Annotated in this window: 24 protein-coding genes and 3 pseudogenes; 21 read left to right on the top strand and 6 right to left on the bottom strand. The window is 34.9% G+C overall.

The window, feature by feature from the left end:
- Positions 1-36: 36 nt before the first annotated feature.
- From IGI43_RS04270 to IGI43_RS04260, 3 genes are all read left to right on the top strand, one after another.
- Complete coding sequence (locus IGI43_RS04270; protein WP_438756593.1) at positions 37-843, top strand: MBL fold metallo-hydrolase; 807 nt, start codon at positions 37-39, stop codon at positions 841-843.
- Positions 844-1,083: 240 nt separating this feature from the next.
- Positions 1,084-1,989, top strand: a complete 906-nt coding sequence (locus IGI43_RS04265; RefSeq protein ID WP_438756592.1) for a permease — start codon at positions 1,084-1,086, stop codon at positions 1,987-1,989.
- Positions 1,990-2,003: 14 nt separating this feature from the next.
- Positions 2,004-2,843: a TIGR03943 family putative permease subunit gene (locus IGI43_RS04260; RefSeq protein WP_438756591.1), complete on the top strand. Its 840-nt coding sequence runs from the start codon at positions 2,004-2,006 to the stop codon at positions 2,841-2,843.
- A 76-nt stretch (positions 2,844-2,919) separates the two neighbouring features.
- Here the strand turns inward: IGI43_RS04260 and IGI43_RS04255 are convergent, their stop codons facing one another.
- The 3 genes from IGI43_RS04255 to IGI43_RS04245 all read right to left on the bottom strand — a co-directional run bounded on the left by IGI43_RS04255 (position 2,920) and on the right by IGI43_RS04245 (position 4,725).
- Positions 2,920-3,348: a GNAT family N-acetyltransferase gene (locus tag IGI43_RS04255; protein ID WP_438756590.1), complete on the bottom strand. Its 429-nt coding sequence runs from the start codon at positions 3,346-3,348 to the stop codon at positions 2,920-2,922.
- An 80-nt stretch (positions 3,349-3,428) separates the two neighbouring features.
- Positions 3,429-3,911: a threonine/serine exporter family protein gene (locus tag IGI43_RS04250; RefSeq protein WP_438756589.1), complete on the bottom strand. Its 483-nt coding sequence runs from the start codon at positions 3,909-3,911 to the stop codon at positions 3,429-3,431.
- A 61-nt stretch (positions 3,912-3,972) separates the two neighbouring features.
- Positions 3,973-4,725, bottom strand: a complete 753-nt coding sequence (locus IGI43_RS04245; protein WP_438756587.1) for a threonine/serine exporter family protein — start codon at positions 4,723-4,725, stop codon at positions 3,973-3,975.
- A gap of 231 nt (positions 4,726-4,956) precedes the next feature.
- Here IGI43_RS04245 and IGI43_RS04240 point away from each other — a divergent pair, with 231 nt between their 5' ends.
- From IGI43_RS04240 to argF, 6 genes are all read left to right on the top strand, one after another.
- Positions 4,957-5,655 carry a DUF554 domain-containing protein gene (locus IGI43_RS04240; RefSeq protein WP_438756586.1) on the top strand — a complete coding sequence of 233 codons (699 nt, stop codon included), beginning with the start codon at positions 4,957-4,959 and terminating at the stop codon, positions 5,653-5,655.
- 88 nt (positions 5,656-5,743) lie between these two features.
- Positions 5,744-6,133 (top strand): GyrI-like domain-containing protein, encoded by a 390-nt coding sequence (locus IGI43_RS04235; RefSeq protein ID WP_438756585.1) that lies wholly within the window; start codon positions 5,744-5,746, stop codon positions 6,131-6,133.
- Positions 6,134-6,443: 310 nt separating this feature from the next.
- Entirely contained in the window at positions 6,444-7,475 is a 1,032-nt protein-coding gene (gene argC / locus IGI43_RS04230; protein ID WP_438756584.1) for an N-acetyl-gamma-glutamyl-phosphate reductase, read from the top strand.
- Between the two features lie 52 nt (positions 7,476-7,527).
- A complete protein-coding gene (gene argB / locus IGI43_RS04225; RefSeq protein WP_438756583.1) occupies positions 7,528-8,280 on the top strand; it encodes an acetylglutamate kinase in 753 nt (250 codons plus the stop codon).
- Positions 8,277-9,428, top strand: a complete 1,152-nt coding sequence (locus tag IGI43_RS04220; protein ID WP_438756582.1) for an acetylornithine transaminase — start codon at positions 8,277-8,279, stop codon at positions 9,426-9,428. The genes argB and IGI43_RS04220 overlap by 4 nt, the downstream gene beginning before the upstream one ends.
- 50 nt (positions 9,429-9,478) lie before the next feature.
- Positions 9,479-10,411, top strand: coding sequence for an ornithine carbamoyltransferase (gene argF / locus IGI43_RS04215; RefSeq protein WP_438756581.1), 933 nt, complete (start codon positions 9,479-9,481; stop codon positions 10,409-10,411).
- 37 nt (positions 10,412-10,448) lie between these two features.
- Here argF and IGI43_RS04210 read toward each other — a convergent pair whose 3' ends face one another.
- Positions 10,449-10,967 (bottom strand): class I SAM-dependent methyltransferase, encoded by a 519-nt coding sequence (locus tag IGI43_RS04210; RefSeq protein ID WP_438756580.1) that lies wholly within the window; start codon positions 10,965-10,967, stop codon positions 10,449-10,451.
- Positions 10,968-11,327: 360 nt separating this feature from the next.
- Between IGI43_RS04210 and IGI43_RS04205 the strand changes: the two genes are divergently transcribed.
- Genes IGI43_RS04205 through IGI43_RS04195 form a run of 3 tightly spaced genes read left to right on the top strand, consistent with a single transcriptional unit; the run spans position 11,328 to position 12,374 of the window.
- Complete coding sequence (locus IGI43_RS04205) at positions 11,328-11,597, top strand: IreB family regulatory phosphoprotein (RefSeq protein ID WP_010760982.1); 270 nt, start codon at positions 11,328-11,330, stop codon at positions 11,595-11,597.
- Positions 11,594-12,022 (top strand): Holliday junction resolvase RuvX, encoded by a 429-nt coding sequence (ruvX, locus tag IGI43_RS04200; protein WP_438756579.1) that lies wholly within the window; start codon positions 11,594-11,596, stop codon positions 12,020-12,022. Before IGI43_RS04205 ends, ruvX begins: the two co-directional genes overlap by 4 nt.
- A gap of 43 nt (positions 12,023-12,065) precedes the next feature.
- Positions 12,066-12,374 (top strand): DUF1292 domain-containing protein, encoded by a 309-nt coding sequence (locus IGI43_RS04195; protein WP_438756578.1) that lies wholly within the window; start codon positions 12,066-12,068, stop codon positions 12,372-12,374.
- 71 nt (positions 12,375-12,445) lie between these two features.
- Here the strand turns inward: IGI43_RS04195 and IGI43_RS04190 are convergent.
- Positions 12,446-12,586 (bottom strand): annotated as a pseudogene (locus IGI43_RS04190) (transposase); the annotation flags it as partial.
- A 98-nt stretch (positions 12,587-12,684) separates the two neighbouring features.
- Here IGI43_RS04190 and IGI43_RS04185 point away from each other — a divergent pair.
- The 8 genes from IGI43_RS04185 to IGI43_RS04150 all read left to right on the top strand — a co-directional run bounded on the left by IGI43_RS04185 (position 12,685) and on the right by IGI43_RS04150 (position 16,641).
- Positions 12,685-12,954 carry a TIGR04197 family type VII secretion effector gene (locus IGI43_RS04185; protein ID WP_438756577.1) on the top strand — a complete coding sequence of 90 codons (270 nt, stop codon included), beginning with the start codon at positions 12,685-12,687 and terminating at the stop codon, positions 12,952-12,954.
- An 18-nt stretch (positions 12,955-12,972) separates the two neighbouring features.
- The gene (locus IGI43_RS04180) at positions 12,973-13,122 is read left to right on the top strand and encodes a hypothetical protein (RefSeq protein ID WP_438756576.1); all 150 of its coding nucleotides are present in this window, start codon (positions 12,973-12,975) and stop codon (positions 13,120-13,122) included.
- Between the two features lie 226 nt (positions 13,123-13,348).
- Positions 13,349-14,638, top strand: a complete 1,290-nt coding sequence (locus tag IGI43_RS04175; protein WP_438756575.1) for a hypothetical protein — start codon at positions 13,349-13,351, stop codon at positions 14,636-14,638.
- A 15-nt stretch (positions 14,639-14,653) separates the two neighbouring features.
- Positions 14,654-15,067 carry a hypothetical protein gene (locus tag IGI43_RS04170; RefSeq protein WP_438756574.1) on the top strand — a complete coding sequence of 138 codons (414 nt, stop codon included), beginning with the start codon at positions 14,654-14,656 and terminating at the stop codon, positions 15,065-15,067.
- Positions 15,068-15,349: 282 nt separating this feature from the next.
- Positions 15,350-15,523: a hypothetical protein gene (locus IGI43_RS04165; protein WP_438756573.1), complete on the top strand. Its 174-nt coding sequence runs from the start codon at positions 15,350-15,352 to the stop codon at positions 15,521-15,523.
- 73 nt (positions 15,524-15,596) lie between these two features.
- A complete protein-coding gene (locus tag IGI43_RS04160; RefSeq protein WP_438756572.1) occupies positions 15,597-15,728 on the top strand; it encodes a hypothetical protein in 132 nt (43 codons plus the stop codon).
- A 195-nt stretch (positions 15,729-15,923) separates the two neighbouring features.
- The gene (locus IGI43_RS04155) at positions 15,924-16,265 is read left to right on the top strand and encodes a hypothetical protein (RefSeq protein WP_438756571.1); all 342 of its coding nucleotides are present in this window, start codon (positions 15,924-15,926) and stop codon (positions 16,263-16,265) included.
- A gap of 118 nt (positions 16,266-16,383) precedes the next feature.
- Positions 16,384-16,641 carry a hypothetical protein gene (locus tag IGI43_RS04150; protein WP_438756570.1) on the top strand — a complete coding sequence of 86 codons (258 nt, stop codon included), beginning with the start codon at positions 16,384-16,386 and terminating at the stop codon, positions 16,639-16,641.
- A 92-nt stretch (positions 16,642-16,733) separates the two neighbouring features.
- Here IGI43_RS04150 and IGI43_RS04145 read toward each other — a convergent pair.
- A pseudogene (locus tag IGI43_RS04145) lies at positions 16,734-17,042 on the bottom strand (6-phospho-beta-glucosidase); the annotation flags it as partial.
- A 184-nt stretch (positions 17,043-17,226) separates the two neighbouring features.
- Between IGI43_RS04145 and IGI43_RS04140 the strand changes: the two are divergent.
- Positions 17,227-17,997: pseudogene (locus tag IGI43_RS04140) on the top strand (MurR/RpiR family transcriptional regulator).
- The last annotated feature ends 742 nt before the right edge of the window (positions 17,998-18,739 follow it).

Here is an 18,739-nt window from a genome sequence, read left to right as displayed (position 1 = left end):
GTAGCTGTAGAACAAAGAAGGGAAGCGAAAAACAAAATGAGTCAAGAGAAAGCTTTCAACATCAGCATTCTTGCTAGTGGCAGTACAGGTAATTCCCTTTTTATCGAAACAGAGAACAAAAAGCTGCTTATTGATGCAGGACTAAGTGGAAAGAAAATCACATCATTGCTAGCGGAAGTCGACCGCAAACCAGAAGATTTGGATGCTATTTTAGTCACACACGAGCATCGGGATCACATTCATGGCGTGGGTGTTCTTGCTAGAAAATATAAATTAGATGTCTATGCGAATGAAAAGACTTGGGCAGCGATGGATCCTTTGATTGGAAATGTTGCTGTGGAGCAAAAACATATTTTTGATATGGGAAAAGTTTTAACATTTGGTGATATGGATATTGAGAGTTTTGGTGTTTCTCATGATGCAGCGGCTCCACAATTTTACCGTTTCTTTAAAAACAATCGTTCGTTTGTGATGCTGACAGATACAGGATATTGCAATGATCATTTACGAGGAACGATCAAAGATGCAGATGCATACTTGATCGAAAGTAATCATGAGCTTGAGATTTTACGTATGGGACCCTATCCTTGGAGTTTAAAACAACGAATTTTGGGCGATAAAGGACATTTGTCGAATGATGATGGTGCCTTGACGATGGCTGATGTGATCGGGAATCACACGAAACGAATTTATCTAGGTCATTTGAGTAAAGAGAATAATACTAAAGAGCATGCTAGAATGGCGATGGAGTCAATTTTAGCTGAAAAAGGTTTAGGTGTTAATTTTGATTTTAATGTTTATGACACAGATCCTGAATCAGCATCAGAGTTATTTGCCATCTGATAGATAAAGTTGAGCGTTTGAAAAAGTTGATTAGGGTAAGAGACAAAACAGATAGGTTTTGTCTCTTGCCCTATATTTTTTTGTTATCCAATGAATAGATTATAGATTTTTTAATAAGTTCTAGTGTGTCTTGTTTTTTTTAGATAGGTGCAGTATAGTTAGTTATATTTTGGAGTGTTAAAAAAAGCATCCGTAAAATGATTGATTACTGGTGTTGTTTTTAGCAGTGGGAGGAATTTTATGTTTCAATTTTTACCTCATTCAGTTTTGCAAATGGGTACTATTTTTCTATCGATCGTAATCGAGGCCTTACCGTTCGTCATGCTTGGTTGTGTGATTTCAGGTGCTTTACATGTCTTTTTAACGCCAGAACGGGTCAAAAAAATATTGCCTAAAAATAAATTTTTGTCGATCGTCGTGGGAAGTTTCTTAGGGTTCTTTTTCCCTTCATGTGAATGCGGGATCGTACCGATCGTGCATCAGTTTGTTAAAAAAGATGTGCCGACATATACGGCTTTCGCTTTTATGATAACGGCACCGATCATTAATCCCATTGTGCTTTTTTCAACCTATATTGCCTTTGGAAATTCTGCTAAATTTGTTATCTGGCGTGTTCTAGGCAGCATGTTGGTTGCCCTAGTTGTGGGTGTTTGGTTGGCCTATGTCAACAAAGAGCCTATTTTACAGGAATCTGCGATTGAGAATACTTGTGTTATAGAGACAAAAGAACATCATCATGAAAAAGAAACATTCTGGCGTAAGAGCTGGTCAGTACTGACACATGGGATTGATGAATTTTTTGATACAGGACGTTACTTAATTTTTGGTTCATTATTAGCTGCTGCTATGCAGACATATTTACCGACAGGTGCAATGTTACAGTTAGGGCATACTAAATTGTTAGCGATACTTGTGATGCTTGTTTTAGCAGCTACTTTATCTTTATGTTCTGAAGCAGATGCGTTTATCGGCTCATCGTTATTGAGTTTATTCGGTAATGGACCGGTTGTGGGATTTCTAGTCTTTGGCCCAATGGTGGATATCAAAAATTTACTGATGATGAAGCGTTATTTTAAAACATCTTTTATGTTAAAATTCGTCGGCATTGTAACATTGGTCGTCAGTTTGTACGCATTGGCAATTTAAGGAGGGAATAGTAGATGATTCGATTTTTGATTTTAATTGGCTATACGACATTGATGATGTTTTTACAAGTATCGGGTAGATTGAATCAGTATATAAATGTACATTATCGCTACTTAGCTACTTTATCGATGGTTCTTTCGTTTGTCTTAGCGATGGTACAGCTGATCCTTTGGAATAAAGAAGAGAAACCTGAAGATCACCATCATCATGACGATGAGCACGATCATGGCTTAAATAAGCCTTACCAAAGAGGAATTGCTTATATTTTACTGGCATTACCTTTAGTTGTTGGGTTTATGTTTCCTACAGTTAGTTTAGATACATCGATTGTGGAAGCAAAGGGATTTAATTTCCCTTTAAGTAAAGAATCTGTTGGTGATCCAGATGTAGAGACGCAATATTTAAAGCCGGATACCAGCATTTATTTTGACAAAACAGATTATGATAAGCAAATGGAGCAAGCATTGACACGGTATATTAAAGATAATAGCGTAATAGTCACCGAAGAAAATTATTTAGAGGTCATGGAATTGATCTATAATTATCCAAGTGAGTTTATTGGAAAGACGATCACGTACAAAGGATTCATATTTAATTCTTCTCAAAATGAGGAAGCGAATTTGTTTGTTTTCCGTTTTGGAATTATTCATTGTGTAGCGGATTCTGGGGTATTTGGCCTATTAACGCATATGCCAGAAGGACAGACGTTTAAAAATAACGATTGGGTAGAGTTGACCGGGACGATCCATTCTGGTTATTATGCCCCATTTAAACGAGACATTCCGATGGTGGATGTCACAAAAGTGAAGAAAGTAGAAGAGCCGAAAAATCAGTATGTCTACCGTTCGTTTTAAAAACTGCTGTGGCTGTTTATTTTAATTTAGGTTGTGAAACAAAAGTAGCAGTTACTTTTGTTTCACAACCTTTTGTCTATTTTTCCCAAACAAGATGGTATTCTAGTTCACCGGTGTTATCTAGTTGTTCATTAAGTTGTTTAAAACCTTGATTCATATAGAATTTAACTGCTTTTTGATTTTTCGCATAAACTGAAAGTGTCAACCTTTCATGATTGTTCTTCACTGTATTGAGCAACTTTTGACCGATGCCTTGACTTCGGTAAGGACGCTTTACGAAAATTCCCGAAATATATTGTTCATTCATTCCTAAAAATGCAATGATTTTGTTCTTTTCATGATAAACATAAAGAGTAGCTTGAGGTAATTGTTCTCTTACAAAATCAAGATTATCTCGCCAATAAGATGCTGGAATAAAAGGGTGTGCTTCACCATTAGCTGTCAGCCAAATCTGTATTATTTCTTCTAATTCATTAGGGGATAAGTTATTGATTTTTTTGATCATAGATTTTTATCCTTTCTAATTATTTTTCATGAAAGTAGTTATATAACACTCATCGATTCACCCCATTTTAGTAATTAATGCTAGTGTTTTTTATCTTCTTTTTTTCTAATTAAACTCACGATATCTCGTTTTTCTCTAAAGTTGCGAATATTATGATTCAACACTTCAGATAAAACTAAACCTAAAGCTATTGCGCCTGCAATCATGACTGCTTGTACGGCTGAATAAATCGCTGTTTCATAGTTTCCGATAACGACATTTCTTACCGCCTGATAAGCAAGACCACCAGGGACTAAAGGGACCATTCCCGGGATGTTGAAAATCGTTACAGGTAATTTCAGTTTTCGTGAACAGACAAAACTGACAGCTGCAACACTCAAGGCACCCAAGAGAGAGCCTAGTGCAGCATTAGCACCTAATTGAGTTGAAAGCCAATACAGCATCCAGCCAATTGCACCAGATAAGCCACAAGCAACTAGAGAGCGCCTAGGCACATTTGTAAGGATGGCATATGCTGCTGAAGCGAAAAAGCTAAAGGAAAATTGAATCAGTAAATTGAGCATTTGAAAACCTCCAAATTCTTATATCTTATAAATGAGTTTGCTAAAACAACAAAGGTTTTTTCTAATAAAATAATTGGAAAACAAATGCAATGGCAAAACCGATCATGCAAGATGTCATCATGGCCTCTGTTCCTCTAGACACACCGGATAGATAATGTCCAGCTAGTAAATCGCGCAATGCATTTGTGATCTGAACACCTGGGACAAGGGGCATTACACAGCCGATAATAATCATATCTTGATTAACTCCTAACCCGATTTTGCTGCTTAAAAGAGCCGCGCAACCAATAAAGAAGGCAGCTAAAAATTCTGATAGGAATTTAATACGTAACACTCTTAAACTGGAGTAATAAAGAATATAACCCAAACCGCCAATTAAACAAGTTAAGAGCAAATCAGCCCAGACGCCACCAAACAAAATCATGATTGTTCCGCTGACGATAGCGGCACTGGTAAATCTCAACCATAAGGGGAAAAACTTACGTTCTTGTTCTAGCGTTTTGAGCTGTTCTAGAAGCTCATCTAATGTAAGACATCCAACAACATATTCTCTAGAAAGCTGATTGATTGTGGAAACTTTTTCCAAATTGATCGAACGATTTAAAATTTGAACCATCCGAATTGTTGATGTTCCATCCAGCCCCACGAAAAGACCTGTTTGTGTGACGTAGCTTACAAGGCGATAATTTCCAGATGCTAAAGCAATTCGACTCATAGTATCTTCGACTCGATACATTTCTGCATCACTTTCTAACATGATCTTACCTGCCAGTAAACAGGTCTCCAAGACTTTTTCTATATCAATGGTAGTCATTTATTTTCCTCACTTTTACGTTGTATCATTTTATCTAAGATTAGTATAGTTGATTATTGAGAGAAAAAATAGCACGGAACAATAAAAATAAAAATATCTCTCAATCATTGTGCACAAATAGCAAAACGATTTCCTTATTTTAAAAATAGTTAAACATTGGAATATCCCTTCAACACTTCTTGTCGTATAATAAGAAAAAGTGTGAAAATATAGAAAGAGTGGGATGAAAAAATGATTTTATTGGGTTCTTTGGTTAATGGAGTGGCAATTGCTCTTGGAAGTCTACTTGGAGCGGTTTTACGAAATATTTCAGAACAAATGAAAGACACTGTGACGAAAGCTATTGGGCTTGGGGTTTTAGTATTAGGTATTCAGATGGCGTTTAAAACATCATCTTTTATTGTGATCCTGATTAGTTTGTGTTTAGGTGCAATGCTTGGTGAAGTACTGGGAATCGAAGATAAGATGAATGCACTTGGATTGAAGCTAGAAAAACGATATGCAAAACCGGGTAGCAATTTTGCTGAAGGGTTTGTGACAGCGTCACTGATTTTTCTGATTGGATCTATGGGAATCATTGGCGCAATTGAAAGTGGTGTTGCACACAATCATCAAACGCTATTGACCAAAGCTGTGATGGATGGCTTTATGTCGATTATGTTGACCGCGACTTTAGGTGTGGGGGTACTTTTTTCTGCAGTTCCTGTTTTTCTTTATCAAGGTATTATCGCTGTTTTTGCTAGTGTTTTGATGCGTTATATTCCTAAAGAACTATTGGATTTACTGATGGGTGAAATAAGTGCAATCGGTGGATTGATGATTTTAGGAATTGGTTTGAATATTATGGGAATTACTAAAATCAGAGTGTCAAATTATCTACCAGGTATTTTTATTTTAGTCGGAATTGTGATGGTGCAATTTTATCTATAAAAATTTAAAAATTGACTGAAATACTGACAGATAGTTGTCAGTATTTTTGTGTTATGCTCAACTCATAAATGTAAAAGGAGTGAATAAAATGGCCATTCAATTAACAGAAAAAAGGATTAAAGGAAAAAAAATCCGAACGAATAATCATCGTTTAGACGAAATTATTGCTTTATGGAATAAAGTTCCTGAGATGCGACTAGAGGGAGGATTTTTCGCGGTCTATTCAAATTATGAAAGCAATTTTAAAGGAGACTATGATTTATTGATAGGAAATGAGCAAGCTGATTTTTCTGATAGTTCAATCATTCATGCCGGTGAGTATGTAGAAATTGTAGTAACAGAGGCGACTCCTAAAGGCGTAGGAGAAACGTGGCAAAAAATATGGGGAGACGAAGCGCTAGAAAAAAGACGTAGTTATTTAAGTGATGTTGAACAATATAATGCAGATGGAACAATCACGATTTATCTTTCTGTATAAAAGATATAAAGGAAACTAGAACTAAAAAAATAAGTAGAAGAGGTTAGGACAGAAGCATTTATTTCTGAAGAATCTGCTTTTGCTGCACCGTTTATTTGGATTCCTTAAGACTAGGATAGAACTCGTAGAGTTCTATCCTAGTCTATTTATTTTTATTCAAATTAAAATGAATGCTTTCGTTATTTTTGCATATTTATTTAATTAATTCATAAAAAATAAATAAATAACCGTTGACTTGTCTAATCAAAAAACTTATAATATGAAAAACAACACGTGTTTTAAAAAAATAAAATGAAAAGAAGTGAAAAAGATGAAGGTCTCAATTGTTGGTGTGACAGGATATAGTGGGTTGGAACTTTTACGCTACCTAAAGCAACATCCATTTGTTGAAGTGGCTTCGATTCACAGTCATTCAATGAATAAAAAATCATTAGAAGATGTTAATCCACATTTGAAACAACTAGTTTCTTTGCCTCTAGAAACAATTAATCCAGAAAAAATCATGGAAACAAGTGACTTAGTCCTATTAGCAACACCATCCGGTATTTCAAAAGAATTAGCTCTCCCGTTTATTGCAGCCAATTTCCCTGTAATCGATTTATCAGGAGACTTTCGCTTAAAAGAAGTGGGTGAATATGAAACATGGTACGGATCGAGTCCAGCACCTTTGAATGTAATTCAAAATTTTGATTACGGCTTAGCAGAATATCGAGAAAATAGACAATCAAAATGGATCGCCAATCCAGGCTGCTATGCGACCGCTACAGAATTATCCTTAGCACCCTTACTAATAGACAACAAAATTGATTTAGATTCTATAGTTATCGATGCCAAATCAGGCATTTCGGGTGCGGGAAAAGGACTATCCCAAATGACTCATTTTTCTGAAACTCACGATAATATGACACTATACAAAATGAATAGTCACCAGCATATTCCAGAAATCGTCCAGCAGTTAAAAAAATGGGCTCCGGAGCTTTCAGCGATTCAATTTTCAACTTCGTTGATTCCTGTGACCAGAGGAATTTTTTTAACCGCCTATGCAAAATTAAAACAACCAATTTCTGACGAGGAATTAGTTCAGCTATACCAAGCGCATTTTGAAAAAAGTCCGTTTATTCGGATTCAAGAAGTCGGACAATATCCAGTACTTAAACAAGTAATCGGCTCAAACTATTGCGATATTGGACTTGCCTACAATCCAAAAACGAATATGATCACAATTGTAACAGTCATCGATAATCTAGGTAAAGGAGCGGCTGGACAAGCAATCCAAAATTTGAATATTTTTGCAGGATTTGATGAAAGATGCGGCTTGGATCAGTTACCAATTTATCCATAAAAATTAAACAGTAAATAAAATGAGGAAGTCAAACTTAGAAGGAGTGGCAAGTATGAAGAAGGTCATCGTTATAAAAATGGGCGGAGTAGCTAGTGATAACTTAACAAAATCATTTTTCAAGCAAGTCGATCAATGGCAAAAAGAAGGGAAAAAAGTCGTGATCGTTCACGGCGGAGGGCATTATATATCTGAAATGATGCAACGTTTGAATATACCTGTAGCGATTCAAGATGGACTCCGTGTAACGACAGAAGAGACCTTGAAAATAACGCAAATGGTTTTGATTGGTCAAGTCCAACTGATGATCACAACTCATTTTCAACAAGAAGGATTTTCAGTTGTTGGTTTAAATGCTTCTTGCGGTCAAATCATTACTGGCGCATATCTTGATAAGAATACATTAGGTGCAGTTGGACAAGTCAAACAAGTAGACACAGAATTGTTGGAGCATTTGCTTGAAACCAAACATATTCCGATCATTGCACCATTAGGTTTAACAAAAAATGGCGAATGGCTTAATATCAATGCTGATCATGTAGCTTGTAAGGTGGCAGAAGAATTACAAGCTGAAAAATTATATTTATTGACAGATGTCCCAGGAGTGAAAAGGGACGATCAATGGTTGAAAGAACTTTCTACAAGCGAAGTACCCAAATTGAAAACAGCTAAAATAATCAAAGGCGGTATGCTACCAAAATTAGAAAGTGCTGTAACGGCGATTAAAGGTGGCGTAAAAGAAGTTCACATCACAAATAAAATCCAGCATGCTGGTACGATCATCAAATCAAAGGAGGTCTTTGCATGAGTTATTTATTTCCGAATTATAAAAGAAAAGAACTAGAATTGATCAAAGGAGCTAAACAGACTCTGACCGATCAAAAGGGGCAAGACTATCTGGATTTTACTAGTGGTATCGGAGTAATGAACTTAGGTTATAATGATCCGGAATTAAATCAAGAATTGCTGAAGCAATCAAATCTTTTATGGCATACGCCTAATTTATATGAAAATCATTTACAGGAACAAACAGCTGAGAAATTGGCGAATGGAAAAGACTATATCAGCTATTTTTGTAATAGTGGTGCAGAAGCAAATGAGGCGGCGATAAAATTAGCACGCAAAGCAACGGGGAAAAGTAAAATCATCACGTTTGTGAATTCTTTTCACGGTAGAACATATGGCGCAATGAGTGCGACAGGTCAAGATAGTATCCATGAGGGGTTCGCACCTTTAGTTCCTGATTTTGTCTATTTGCCTTTTAATGAGATCGAACCATTAAAAGCCACTATCGATCACCATACAGCGGCTGTTATGCTGGAAGTGATCCAAGGGGAAGGTGGTGTATCTCCAGCAGATGAACAATGGATTCAAGCGGTTCAATCACTTTGTCATAAATTTGGGGCTTTACTGATCGTTGACGAAATCCAAACGGGAATGGGACGAACAGGTACTTTATATGCTTATGAACACTATAAAATCGATCCAGACATTTTCACACTGGCAAAAGGTTTGGGAAACGGGATCCCAGTTGGGGCAATGGTTGGTAAGGCTAGTTTAGCAACAGCATTTGGGCCAGGCAGCCACGGTTCGACTTTTGGCGGGAATAAATTGGCGATGCGTGTTGCTTATAAAGTTGTTGAGCGTATCAATCAACCAATTTTTTTGCAGGATGTCCAAAAAAAAGGGCAGCAGTTATTTCATGGTTTAACCCAAATTGCAGAAAATAATCCGATAATCAAAGAGGTTCGAGGGAAAGGGCTGATGATCGGTGTTGAAGTATCTGACCAAGAGACACTAAATGCTACATTGGAACAATTAGAAGCAGAAGGGTTACTCACATTAAAAGCTGGTCAAAACGTTTTACGACTGCTACCGCCATTGACGATCACTGAGGAAGAAATTACGAAAGGATTAGCGATACTAGATAAAGTTTTAAATAATCTCGTTTCATAGGTGAGTCAGGATGAGTTGACTTAAATTTTCTAGTAAAAGGAGTAATATAGATGAATTCAATGTATGGCAAAAGTATTTTAAATTTAACCGAATTAACAAAAGAGGATTTTTTATCGATCATTGAACTTGCTGTAGCAATTAAAGCCGATCCAGAAGCCTATCGTGGTGTTTTAGCTGGAAAAATACTAGCTATGATTTTTGAAAAGAACAGCACACGAACCCGCGTTTCATTTGAAGCAGGAATTATTCAGCTTGGGGGTCAAGCAATCGTTCTAGATTCAAAAAATACTCAAATGGGACGAGGTGAACCTGTCAAAGATACAGCGAACGTTATGTCTAGTTATGTTGATGCAATTATGATCCGGACCTATTCAGATAAAATGGTCGCAGAATTAGCAGAAGAAGCATCGATCCCAGTAATCAACGGACTAACGGATGATCACCATCCTTGCCAGATACTAGCAGATTTCCAAACGATTTATGAGGAAAAAGGAAAACTAGAAGGAATCAAATTAACCTATATTGGTGATGGCAATAATATGGCTCATTCATTTCTGATTGGCGGTAGCTTAGTTGGGATGGATGTCACGATCGCAACACCTAAAGGCTATGAACCAAAGCCTCAATTTATTGAGCTTGCCAAAAAAAATGCAAAAGCAAGCGGTAGTAAAATCGAAATAGTAAATGACCCGGATCAAGCGGCTAAAAATGCAGATGTCTTAATAACAGATGTTTGGGCAAGTATGGGAGACGAGTCAGAACAAAAAGAGCGGGAAGAAGTATTCAAGACATTTCAAATCAATAATCGATTAGCTGTTCAAGCCAAAAAAGATTACTTATTCTTGCATTGTTTACCTGCGCACAGAGGAGAAGAAGTGACCGCTGACATTATAGATGGAGCTCACTCTGTAATTTACCAAGAGGCAGCCAACCGTCTTCATGCTCAAAAGGCGTTGATGGTCAAACTTATGTCAAACATATAGATAAAAGGATGATATTAAACGACTTTTTCGTTTGGTATCATTTTATTTTTTTAAAAATAAACAGGCTCCATTTAGCTGTCCCATAGTGATCTACCAATACAAAGCCAAAGCCGGACATTTTAGCTTGAAAATCAGCTGTTCTTTTTAATTCTGGTAAAAAATAATTGATTTTTGCTGTCTCGCAAGCAAAAACAGCAATACCGTTAGGTTTAAGAACGCGATGAATTTCATGTATAGCTTGATGTAGATCCGTCCAATGAAAATGTGTTTGAAAAGCCGTAACGAAATCGAAGCGTTCAGAATCAAATGTAAGAAAATGAACATCCATTAGTTCAAACTGAATCTGTTTGTTAGCGTATTTCTTTTTGGCTTGTGTGATCGCAGCTTCCGAAAAGTCGATACCTATTAAAGATAATGAATGAGCTTGCTGCAAAAGAAAATCACTTGAAGCGCCATTGCCGACACCAATATCTAAAATAGTAGTGCCATCATTTATTTTAATCTTACTCATGGACCATTTAACTAAGGGAAGATAAACAGGGTTCCACAAATTCATCATTAGTACTCCAATGATTCCAGACGGTTTTTTTGACTGACTTAGAAAAAAACGAAATAAGATAATGAATAACACACTAAACACAAAGATGATCCAAATAAACATAAAATACTCCTTTATTTTGTATTCAAGATTTTAGTATAGTATACAATAAAAAAACATGTTATATAAAAAATTCTCAGTTTCTTTCAATCAAAACAAAGACCAAAAGCAGTTTAGCCATCGAATAATCAGCTTATTTTGTTAAATTTAAAGAAAATCTTTAATATATAGAAGAAAATATTAAGTTTTGTTTGTAGTTTCGCTTTGTTTTTAGTAGAATGAGACTGTATGAATAGAATAAAAGTGAGGTGTAGATAAATGGGTTTTACAGATGAAACTGTACGTTTTGATTTTGATGACAGCCGTAAGAAGGAAGTAAGTGAGACTCTAGCTACTGTATACAAGGCTTTAGAAGAAAAAGGATATAATCCGATCAATCAGATTGTGGGCTATTTGCTTTCTGGAGACCCCGCCTACATTCCTCGTTATCAAGACGCTCGAAATTTGATTCGTCGTCACGAACGAGATGAGATCATGGAAGAGCTGGTTAAGTATTACTTATCTGATCATGGAATCACTATTCGATGAGAGTAATGGGACTTGATGTTGGCTCAAAGACTGTAGGGATCGCTGTCAGTGATCCATTTGGCTGGACAGCACAAGGTGTGGAAATCATTCGGATCAATGAAGAGCAGGAAGAATTTGGTTTTGAACGTTTGACAGAATTAGTTAAAGAATACGAAGTGACTCGTTTTGTTGTGGGTTTACCGAAGAATATGAATAACTCGATCGGACCTAGAGCTGAAGCATCAATGGCATATGGTAAGAAAATCGAAGAGCTGTTTCAAATTCCTGTTACGTATCAAGACGAGCGTTTGACCACCGTTCAGGCAGAACGCATGTTAGTAGAACAAGCTAATACATCCAGAGCGAAACGAAAGAAAGTAATCGATAAAGTAGCTGCTGTCATGATTTTACAAAATTATTTAGACGGTGCTAGCAATAAAATTTAATCGACTTGTAAATACAAGTGTAAGATAAAAGGAGAGCAAGACAATGACAGAAGAGCACAACCATGATCACGATCATGAAGGACATGAGCATATCACATTAGTTGATGAACAAGGAAATGAAACATTATACGAAATCCTTTTAACCGTTGACGGACAAGAAGAATTCGGTAAAAATTACGTACTTCTATATCCCGCTGGTGTTCCAGAAGAAGAAGATGTTGAGTTGCAAGCATATGCTTACATCGAAAACAATGAAGGAACAGAAGGCGAATTACAACAAATCGAAACAGATGCTGAATGGGATATGATTGAAGAAGTATTCAATACATTCATGGCGGAAGAAGAAGAATAGAAATTTAATAGCTCTTTGTCAATTGATGTTGGCGAAGAAAATCCAAATAATTAAATTGATTTGTATGATTCCTAGAGGAACTTCCCTCTAGGTTTTTTGTTTTCTTGAAAAAAATTGTGCCAAAAACGTAAAAAAATTCTTAATTTGAAATTATAGAAGTTACGAAAGCCATAGGTATTTCTTTTTAATACTTTGATATGATTGTTTAAACACGCCACTATAGTTTCTTTTTAATCTAGTTTCCATATTTATAATTTATCTAGTATATGATAAACTAAATTAGACAATAAGATTATATAGGAATAACAAAATGGCTATTAATAGTAATTCAAGTATTGCCGGTGGTATTTCGGCTTCCTTTAGTCAGTCTGCCAGTGCATTAAATAGTATAAGTGTTTCTGTATCGGCTTCTAGCACCAACGTTTCAGGCAATGCACCAGCTGTACAATCAATTAATAACTATCAACAAGGATTAGCGACATTATCTACCAGCGTTGTTTCCGCTGGTGGTAACATTCATTCTGTTGCGCAAGAATTTGAACGAATCGATCAGAATATTGCACAATTGACAAAAATTTAATCTTCCAGGAGGTCTTTTATGAGTGAAATCCAGAAACAACAAGAATTTGATCGGAAAAATTATCAGTTCAAAATTCGATTGGAACAATTGCAAGAGGATCAGTTAGCGATTAGAAAAGAGCAACGCTACATAGAAGAGCAACAAGAAGAATTTTTCCAGTTGCAGTAACAAGAACAGGCTGCTTATAATTTTATTTTAGGAAACTGTGAAGCAGAGGAACGAGCTTTTTTTGAAGAAAGAGGAGACGATAGCCTTCATCTCGCTAAAAAAGCCCAAAGAGAATTTGATGAACAACTCCTTCAGCTAAAAAAAGATGAACGAATATTGTTTGATCAAGAAGAAAGTCTAAAGGCAGAACAACAAGCTTTTTGGAAGAAATCAGAGGAAAAAGAAAATGGGGCTTAAATTTTACGTGAGTGAAGCGCAGGCACGATCAGCGCAAGCGTCTCAATTGACTACACAAGCCAATCACGCCATCAATTCATTACAAGCTAGTATTCAACTATTTCTATCTGCGCCGCTTTCCAGTAAGGCATATGATTTAGCTAAAAATTATTTTATGGTCGCTTATACACCGTTATGTCAATCTGCTATAATGACAGGTGAAGCGCTGGAAAGTGCACATAAAAAGTTTCTTAGTGAATATCAAGGAACTGTCAGTGGGATTGATACGGATGAAGATTTGATCCTAGAAGAAATCAATCAGTTTGAGCAGTTAAAGCAGCGTTTAGACCACCAAATGAGTACCGCTAAAACACCGCGACCAGATTTAGAACGGAGATATATCAATGCCTGTGAGAGTATTGATAAACGACGAGAGAAATTAGAAAAATTTCATGCATACGATGGTCAATCAGCAGGTTTCTTTTCAGATTATGAAGCGAGTCAGCAAGAATTTAACACAGGTTTAGCACAAGTAGCCAATTCTAAAGCATGGAATCCAGCAATAGGAACATTTGACTTGAAGCGTTTAGATATGACGTGGGCCAAGCCTATTCACACACGTTGGAAGCAACGTGAAAAGATGAAACAAAAAGTGAAAGATGCACAAGTAAAACAAGCGATTGGTCAATTAGATGGGTACGAAATCGTAAAAAATGAATTAGGTCATTGGTATCTGATGAACGATGGAAAAATTGTTTCTCCAGATAAGTATCCAGAACTATATGCTCAATTAGAAATATGTAAGGACTCCTTAAGTAAAAATCAGTATAAATTTGAAAAAATAAAAGTTGTGAAAAATGAAATGCCCCTTGCTCCTGGATTTGGCGGTATATTAGGAAATCTCGGAAAAGCTGGAAAAATAGCGGATGCTATTAAAAAAGGGACTGGAGCAGTAAAAGTCGGACAATCTATTGTGGATCAAATAAATAATGTGCCTACTATCAATTTAGCTGCAGAAAAGGCAATTGATAATGTTTTGAAAGATGCAAAGGATACAACTACAAATAAAAGAAATGATCCTAAAAATTTTGAAAAACCTGGAGATTACGCAGATGCCGTGGATGATTTCAATTCGTTAGACCTAGATGATGTGTCAAATCTGAGTAATGGAGATGGAATGAGTGGAACTTTAAAAGATGGTCGAACCGTAATTGTTAGACCCACAAGTAAATCTGGTGGGGCAACAATTGAGATACAAAGGCCAAATGGAAAACCAGCAATCAAAATTAGATACAAATAAGGAGACTCAAACATTATGGAAAAATGGATAGATAGATTTTCTGGAGTGATACCGCACTGTGGACATGACTATTTGGTAAGTATTAAAAGTGGTGATATGGATGGTTTGGTTCTAGAATTAGAATACGGAAAAGATGAAAAGGAAAAGGTTGTAATTGATTTTTTCGCTACTAAAGCTATGCGAGTTGCTGATGAAGGTATGTATCTCAGAGGAATTTTCTGTGATGAGGAAATTGAAAAATTTAAAGGACAAGGATTTGAAAGTGTTATTTATGAGATGCAAGATGGAGACTTCGGAAATCTTATAAAAAAAACCAGTGGAGGCTTATATGAGCACTTAAATATGAAACACTATATAATAATCACACTTAATTTTGTCATTGAAGTTATAAGTGTTATTGATCCTGATATTACAATTTTGAATAAATGATGAAGCGTATTATTATGAATTTTGGCATTAAAAAAGAGGCTAGGACAAATGAGAATTTTATTGAATAACAAGACAATAAAAGCCACCGTCAGAACATTTGATTTTTTGAATGCTAAACTGAAAGCTATTTTGTATCCGTATGATGTCCTTATTTTACATTAGTTATACCTTATTATGTATCTTTACTGGTATGTTTATACTAGTTTAGAATGGTTAAGTCTCCCAATATCTATTTTTAATAAATCGGGAAAAAAGTCTAGATGGAAAAGGAGAATGGTAGATATGAAGAATGTGCATGATTATATAATAAAAAGTTATACTGTAAACTTCGAAGAAAAAAAGATAACTTTAGAAATAAGTAATGACATAAAGGAAAAACAAGTAGTATTTCATAATATTTTTACTTATAAGTTTTATGATGAAATACCTTATAGTGTGATTTTAGATTTAGAGTAAAGACCACTCGATGATTTTTTCTCAGAAAATGAAGGGTTGTTACAGCAAGTAGAAAAAAGAGCGTGGTTCATACATGTATGATTCCTTCGAGGAACTGGAAAATGAAATCAGAAATGCAAATGTAGCTTACCAAGTTTTATATTCTTCATATGGAATGAATGGATGGGTTTTAGCTAAGCGAGTGGAAATTATTGATGTTAAGTAATTTTTATTAATAGTTCTGGCATTAGAGATAGAACAGGGACTTAAATAGTAAAAACCAGAAATCTTAAATTAACAAGGTTTCTGGTTTTTACATATATAGTGTTAAGTATTCATATTTGTATAAGATGCGATAATGAGAGCACACAAATAGGTCATCTACGAAAAATGATTATAAAAAATAAGGATGGATTATAAAATGAAGATGAAACATATATTAATAGAACTCTTTTTGGACGATGATGTGGACTTGAAACAAGATTTAGAACAAGGAACAAAACTTAAAGACCTTATTGATTCAAGTGAAGGATGCACTATTGTAGAACATGAAATAGCATATGCAGGAAGAAATGGCTTTGTTCATGGTGTGGAAGATTGTATAGGATTTGGAGGCGAGATGGATATCGATTCAAATGTTGAGAACGCCAGTGAGAAGAAGGAATTCTTAGCCAGCTCATGGGAGAAAATATGTAAAGAAAAAATAGATGAAGCTTATGAAGAATATATGGATTTGAAAAGTAAGTATCTTAAAGAAAACTGATTTTGCAATGAATACTTTCATTATTTTGTCATTGAAATTATTAATGGCTGTGAGCCTGAAAATATAATTTTGAATAAATAATAAAAGGTAACTAAGCTAAAAAGGAAAATAATAAAATATGAACTCACTACACGATTACGAAATTTTAAACTACAATATTAATCTCAAAAATAGCCTACTTACGATTGATGTAACTAATGAAGAATCAAATAGAAGAATTGAATTTGTAGGTGCTATTGCGCATCAATTTAGTGATGAAGTACTATATAGCATTATTTTAGATTTAGATAAGCTGGATATGAAACACTTTTTTTCAAGTAATAAAGATTTACTAGAAGAAAAAAGAATAGTGGTTGGCCTCTTATGTATAGTATGACAGGTTGGGTTTTAGCTGAGCGAGTAGAAATTATTGCTATTAATTAACCTTTACTAAAAGTTCTGTCACTAAAAATAGAATGAACTTTAAAATGGAATCATTTCATCTTTTTCGCGTGCATTAAGTAAACCTACGCGAAATTGTGTCGTTACAAAATCAGCATTTTTTAATGCTTCTTCTCTATCTAAAGTCAATTCAATTTTGATTGGTAAACCAGCTTTTTCTACCATACGTTTTGCTAAAGCGCCAACAATCTCTAATTTTTCCCGACCAGCTTCAATATCAACTAGCCAAAGTTCTGAAATAGGTAACTCATGATAACGTTTTATAAATCCTTCGATCAATTCTGGTGTATAGCTTGATCCGCCACCAATAGTGGCTATCTTAATACCATTTTTCACTATAATTCCTCTTTTCTTATTTTTTATTTATTATAGTTTCTTTTTTTACTAAAATATATACAAGGAAAGGAAACGGTTACATTGTAATTCTTTTGTCATTTGTAACAGTGTTGACACAAAATGTGACATGTGTTTATATAAGCTTATATATACTAAAACGTTGTTAAAATTCAAAGGAGATAATATGTTATTTTTAGAGGAAACCCCTGTATTGAATGATACAGATATAATTATTTACAAATATGTAATTTCACATCTCGATGAGTTGAACAAAATGTCTATACGGGAACTGGCAGATAATACGCATACAAGTACAGCAAGTATTTTAAGGTTTTGCAAAAAATTTAAAACCTCAGGCTACTCAGAATTTAAAATACGTTTACAAGCATACGTTCGTTCATCAAAAGAAGGGAGTGTACCTACGAATAATACGGAGTTAGAAGAAGAGTTGATAACCTTTATCACTCGTTCCAGTGATAATTTTTTTAAAAATAAAATAGATGAATCAGTATAATTATTACTTGAAAAAGAATTGGTTATTTTTATTGGTATTGGTACATCTAATATAGTAGCCGAGTATGGTGCGTTGTATTTTTCTTCTTTATTCAATATGGCTATTCGCATAGAAGATCCCAATAATTATCCTATTAATTATTTGAGTAGTACACTTGCAAAAAAAATGTGTATTATTGCTTTATCTGTATCTGGCGAAACAAATGAAATAATTACGTACCTGAATCATTTAAATTTATCAGATAGTTCAATAATTTCCGTTACAAATAACAGTAAATCAACAATTGCTCGCTTAGCAGATATAAATATTCCTTATTATATTTCTATTGAAAAAATAGACCAATCTGATGTTACCACTCAAATCCCAGCGATATTTATCATTGAGAAATTGGCGAAAGAGGTCCGCAAGAAAAAGCTTAAATCTAAAGAATCAGATCATTGATCATTTTTCCTGATCCAGCATTTGTTTCGAATTTCTTAGTATTTATTTTTTCTTTATTGAAAAGATTGGGGAGATAAATAATGAAAGATTCTGGATTTGAAGAGCCCGAAACAAAACCACAGATCAGTTTTATTTCGGGCTCTATATTAGGATATGTGGTAGAAAAAGTCTGTTCCTTGTTAGATAGTCTATATATGCTTGTCTCGGTCTAGTGTAGGCATCAAGTTTAGTGTTTTATAAAATCAATCGTCTTTTTTTATGCTAAATTTACTTTAAAAAATGGGGTGTTAGCAGTGTCAAAGTCGAAAGAAATCAGCTGGCTCTATGTTGGATTAATAACACAAGCTAGTTACTGTGTCTTGAATTACTTCTTTTCAGTAAAAACTCCTGCTATTTTATTTATTGCGCTGGCTATTTATAGTCTTCAATTAATTCGACTAATTTACACATCTATCGAGCAAACAAGACCAAATAAGAAAAGAGTTCTTTTTGCTGTAGTTTTGACAGCTTTACAATATGGGACGTGCATTTTAATCATATATTTATTCTATAAAATTTTTTAATAACGAGCATATTCTATGAATACTGATAAAAGAATTTCCATTATTCGAATTTTAGTTAAAAATAAATAATGTGAGTGGGACATAACTGTTTCAGTTACATCTCACTCACATGGATTTCAGATAAACGGTGGGAACAGAAGCGAAGTCCTAATAACTTTAACGGTTAAATACTTCTGTCC

The sequence above is a fragment of the Enterococcus sp. AZ126 genome (assembly GCF_051714545.1).
Taxonomy (GTDB): domain Bacteria; phylum Bacillota; class Bacilli; order Lactobacillales; family Enterococcaceae; genus Enterococcus_L.
Note: the sequence above shows the minus strand (reverse complement) of the source record. Positions and strands in the feature narration are given on the sequence as shown.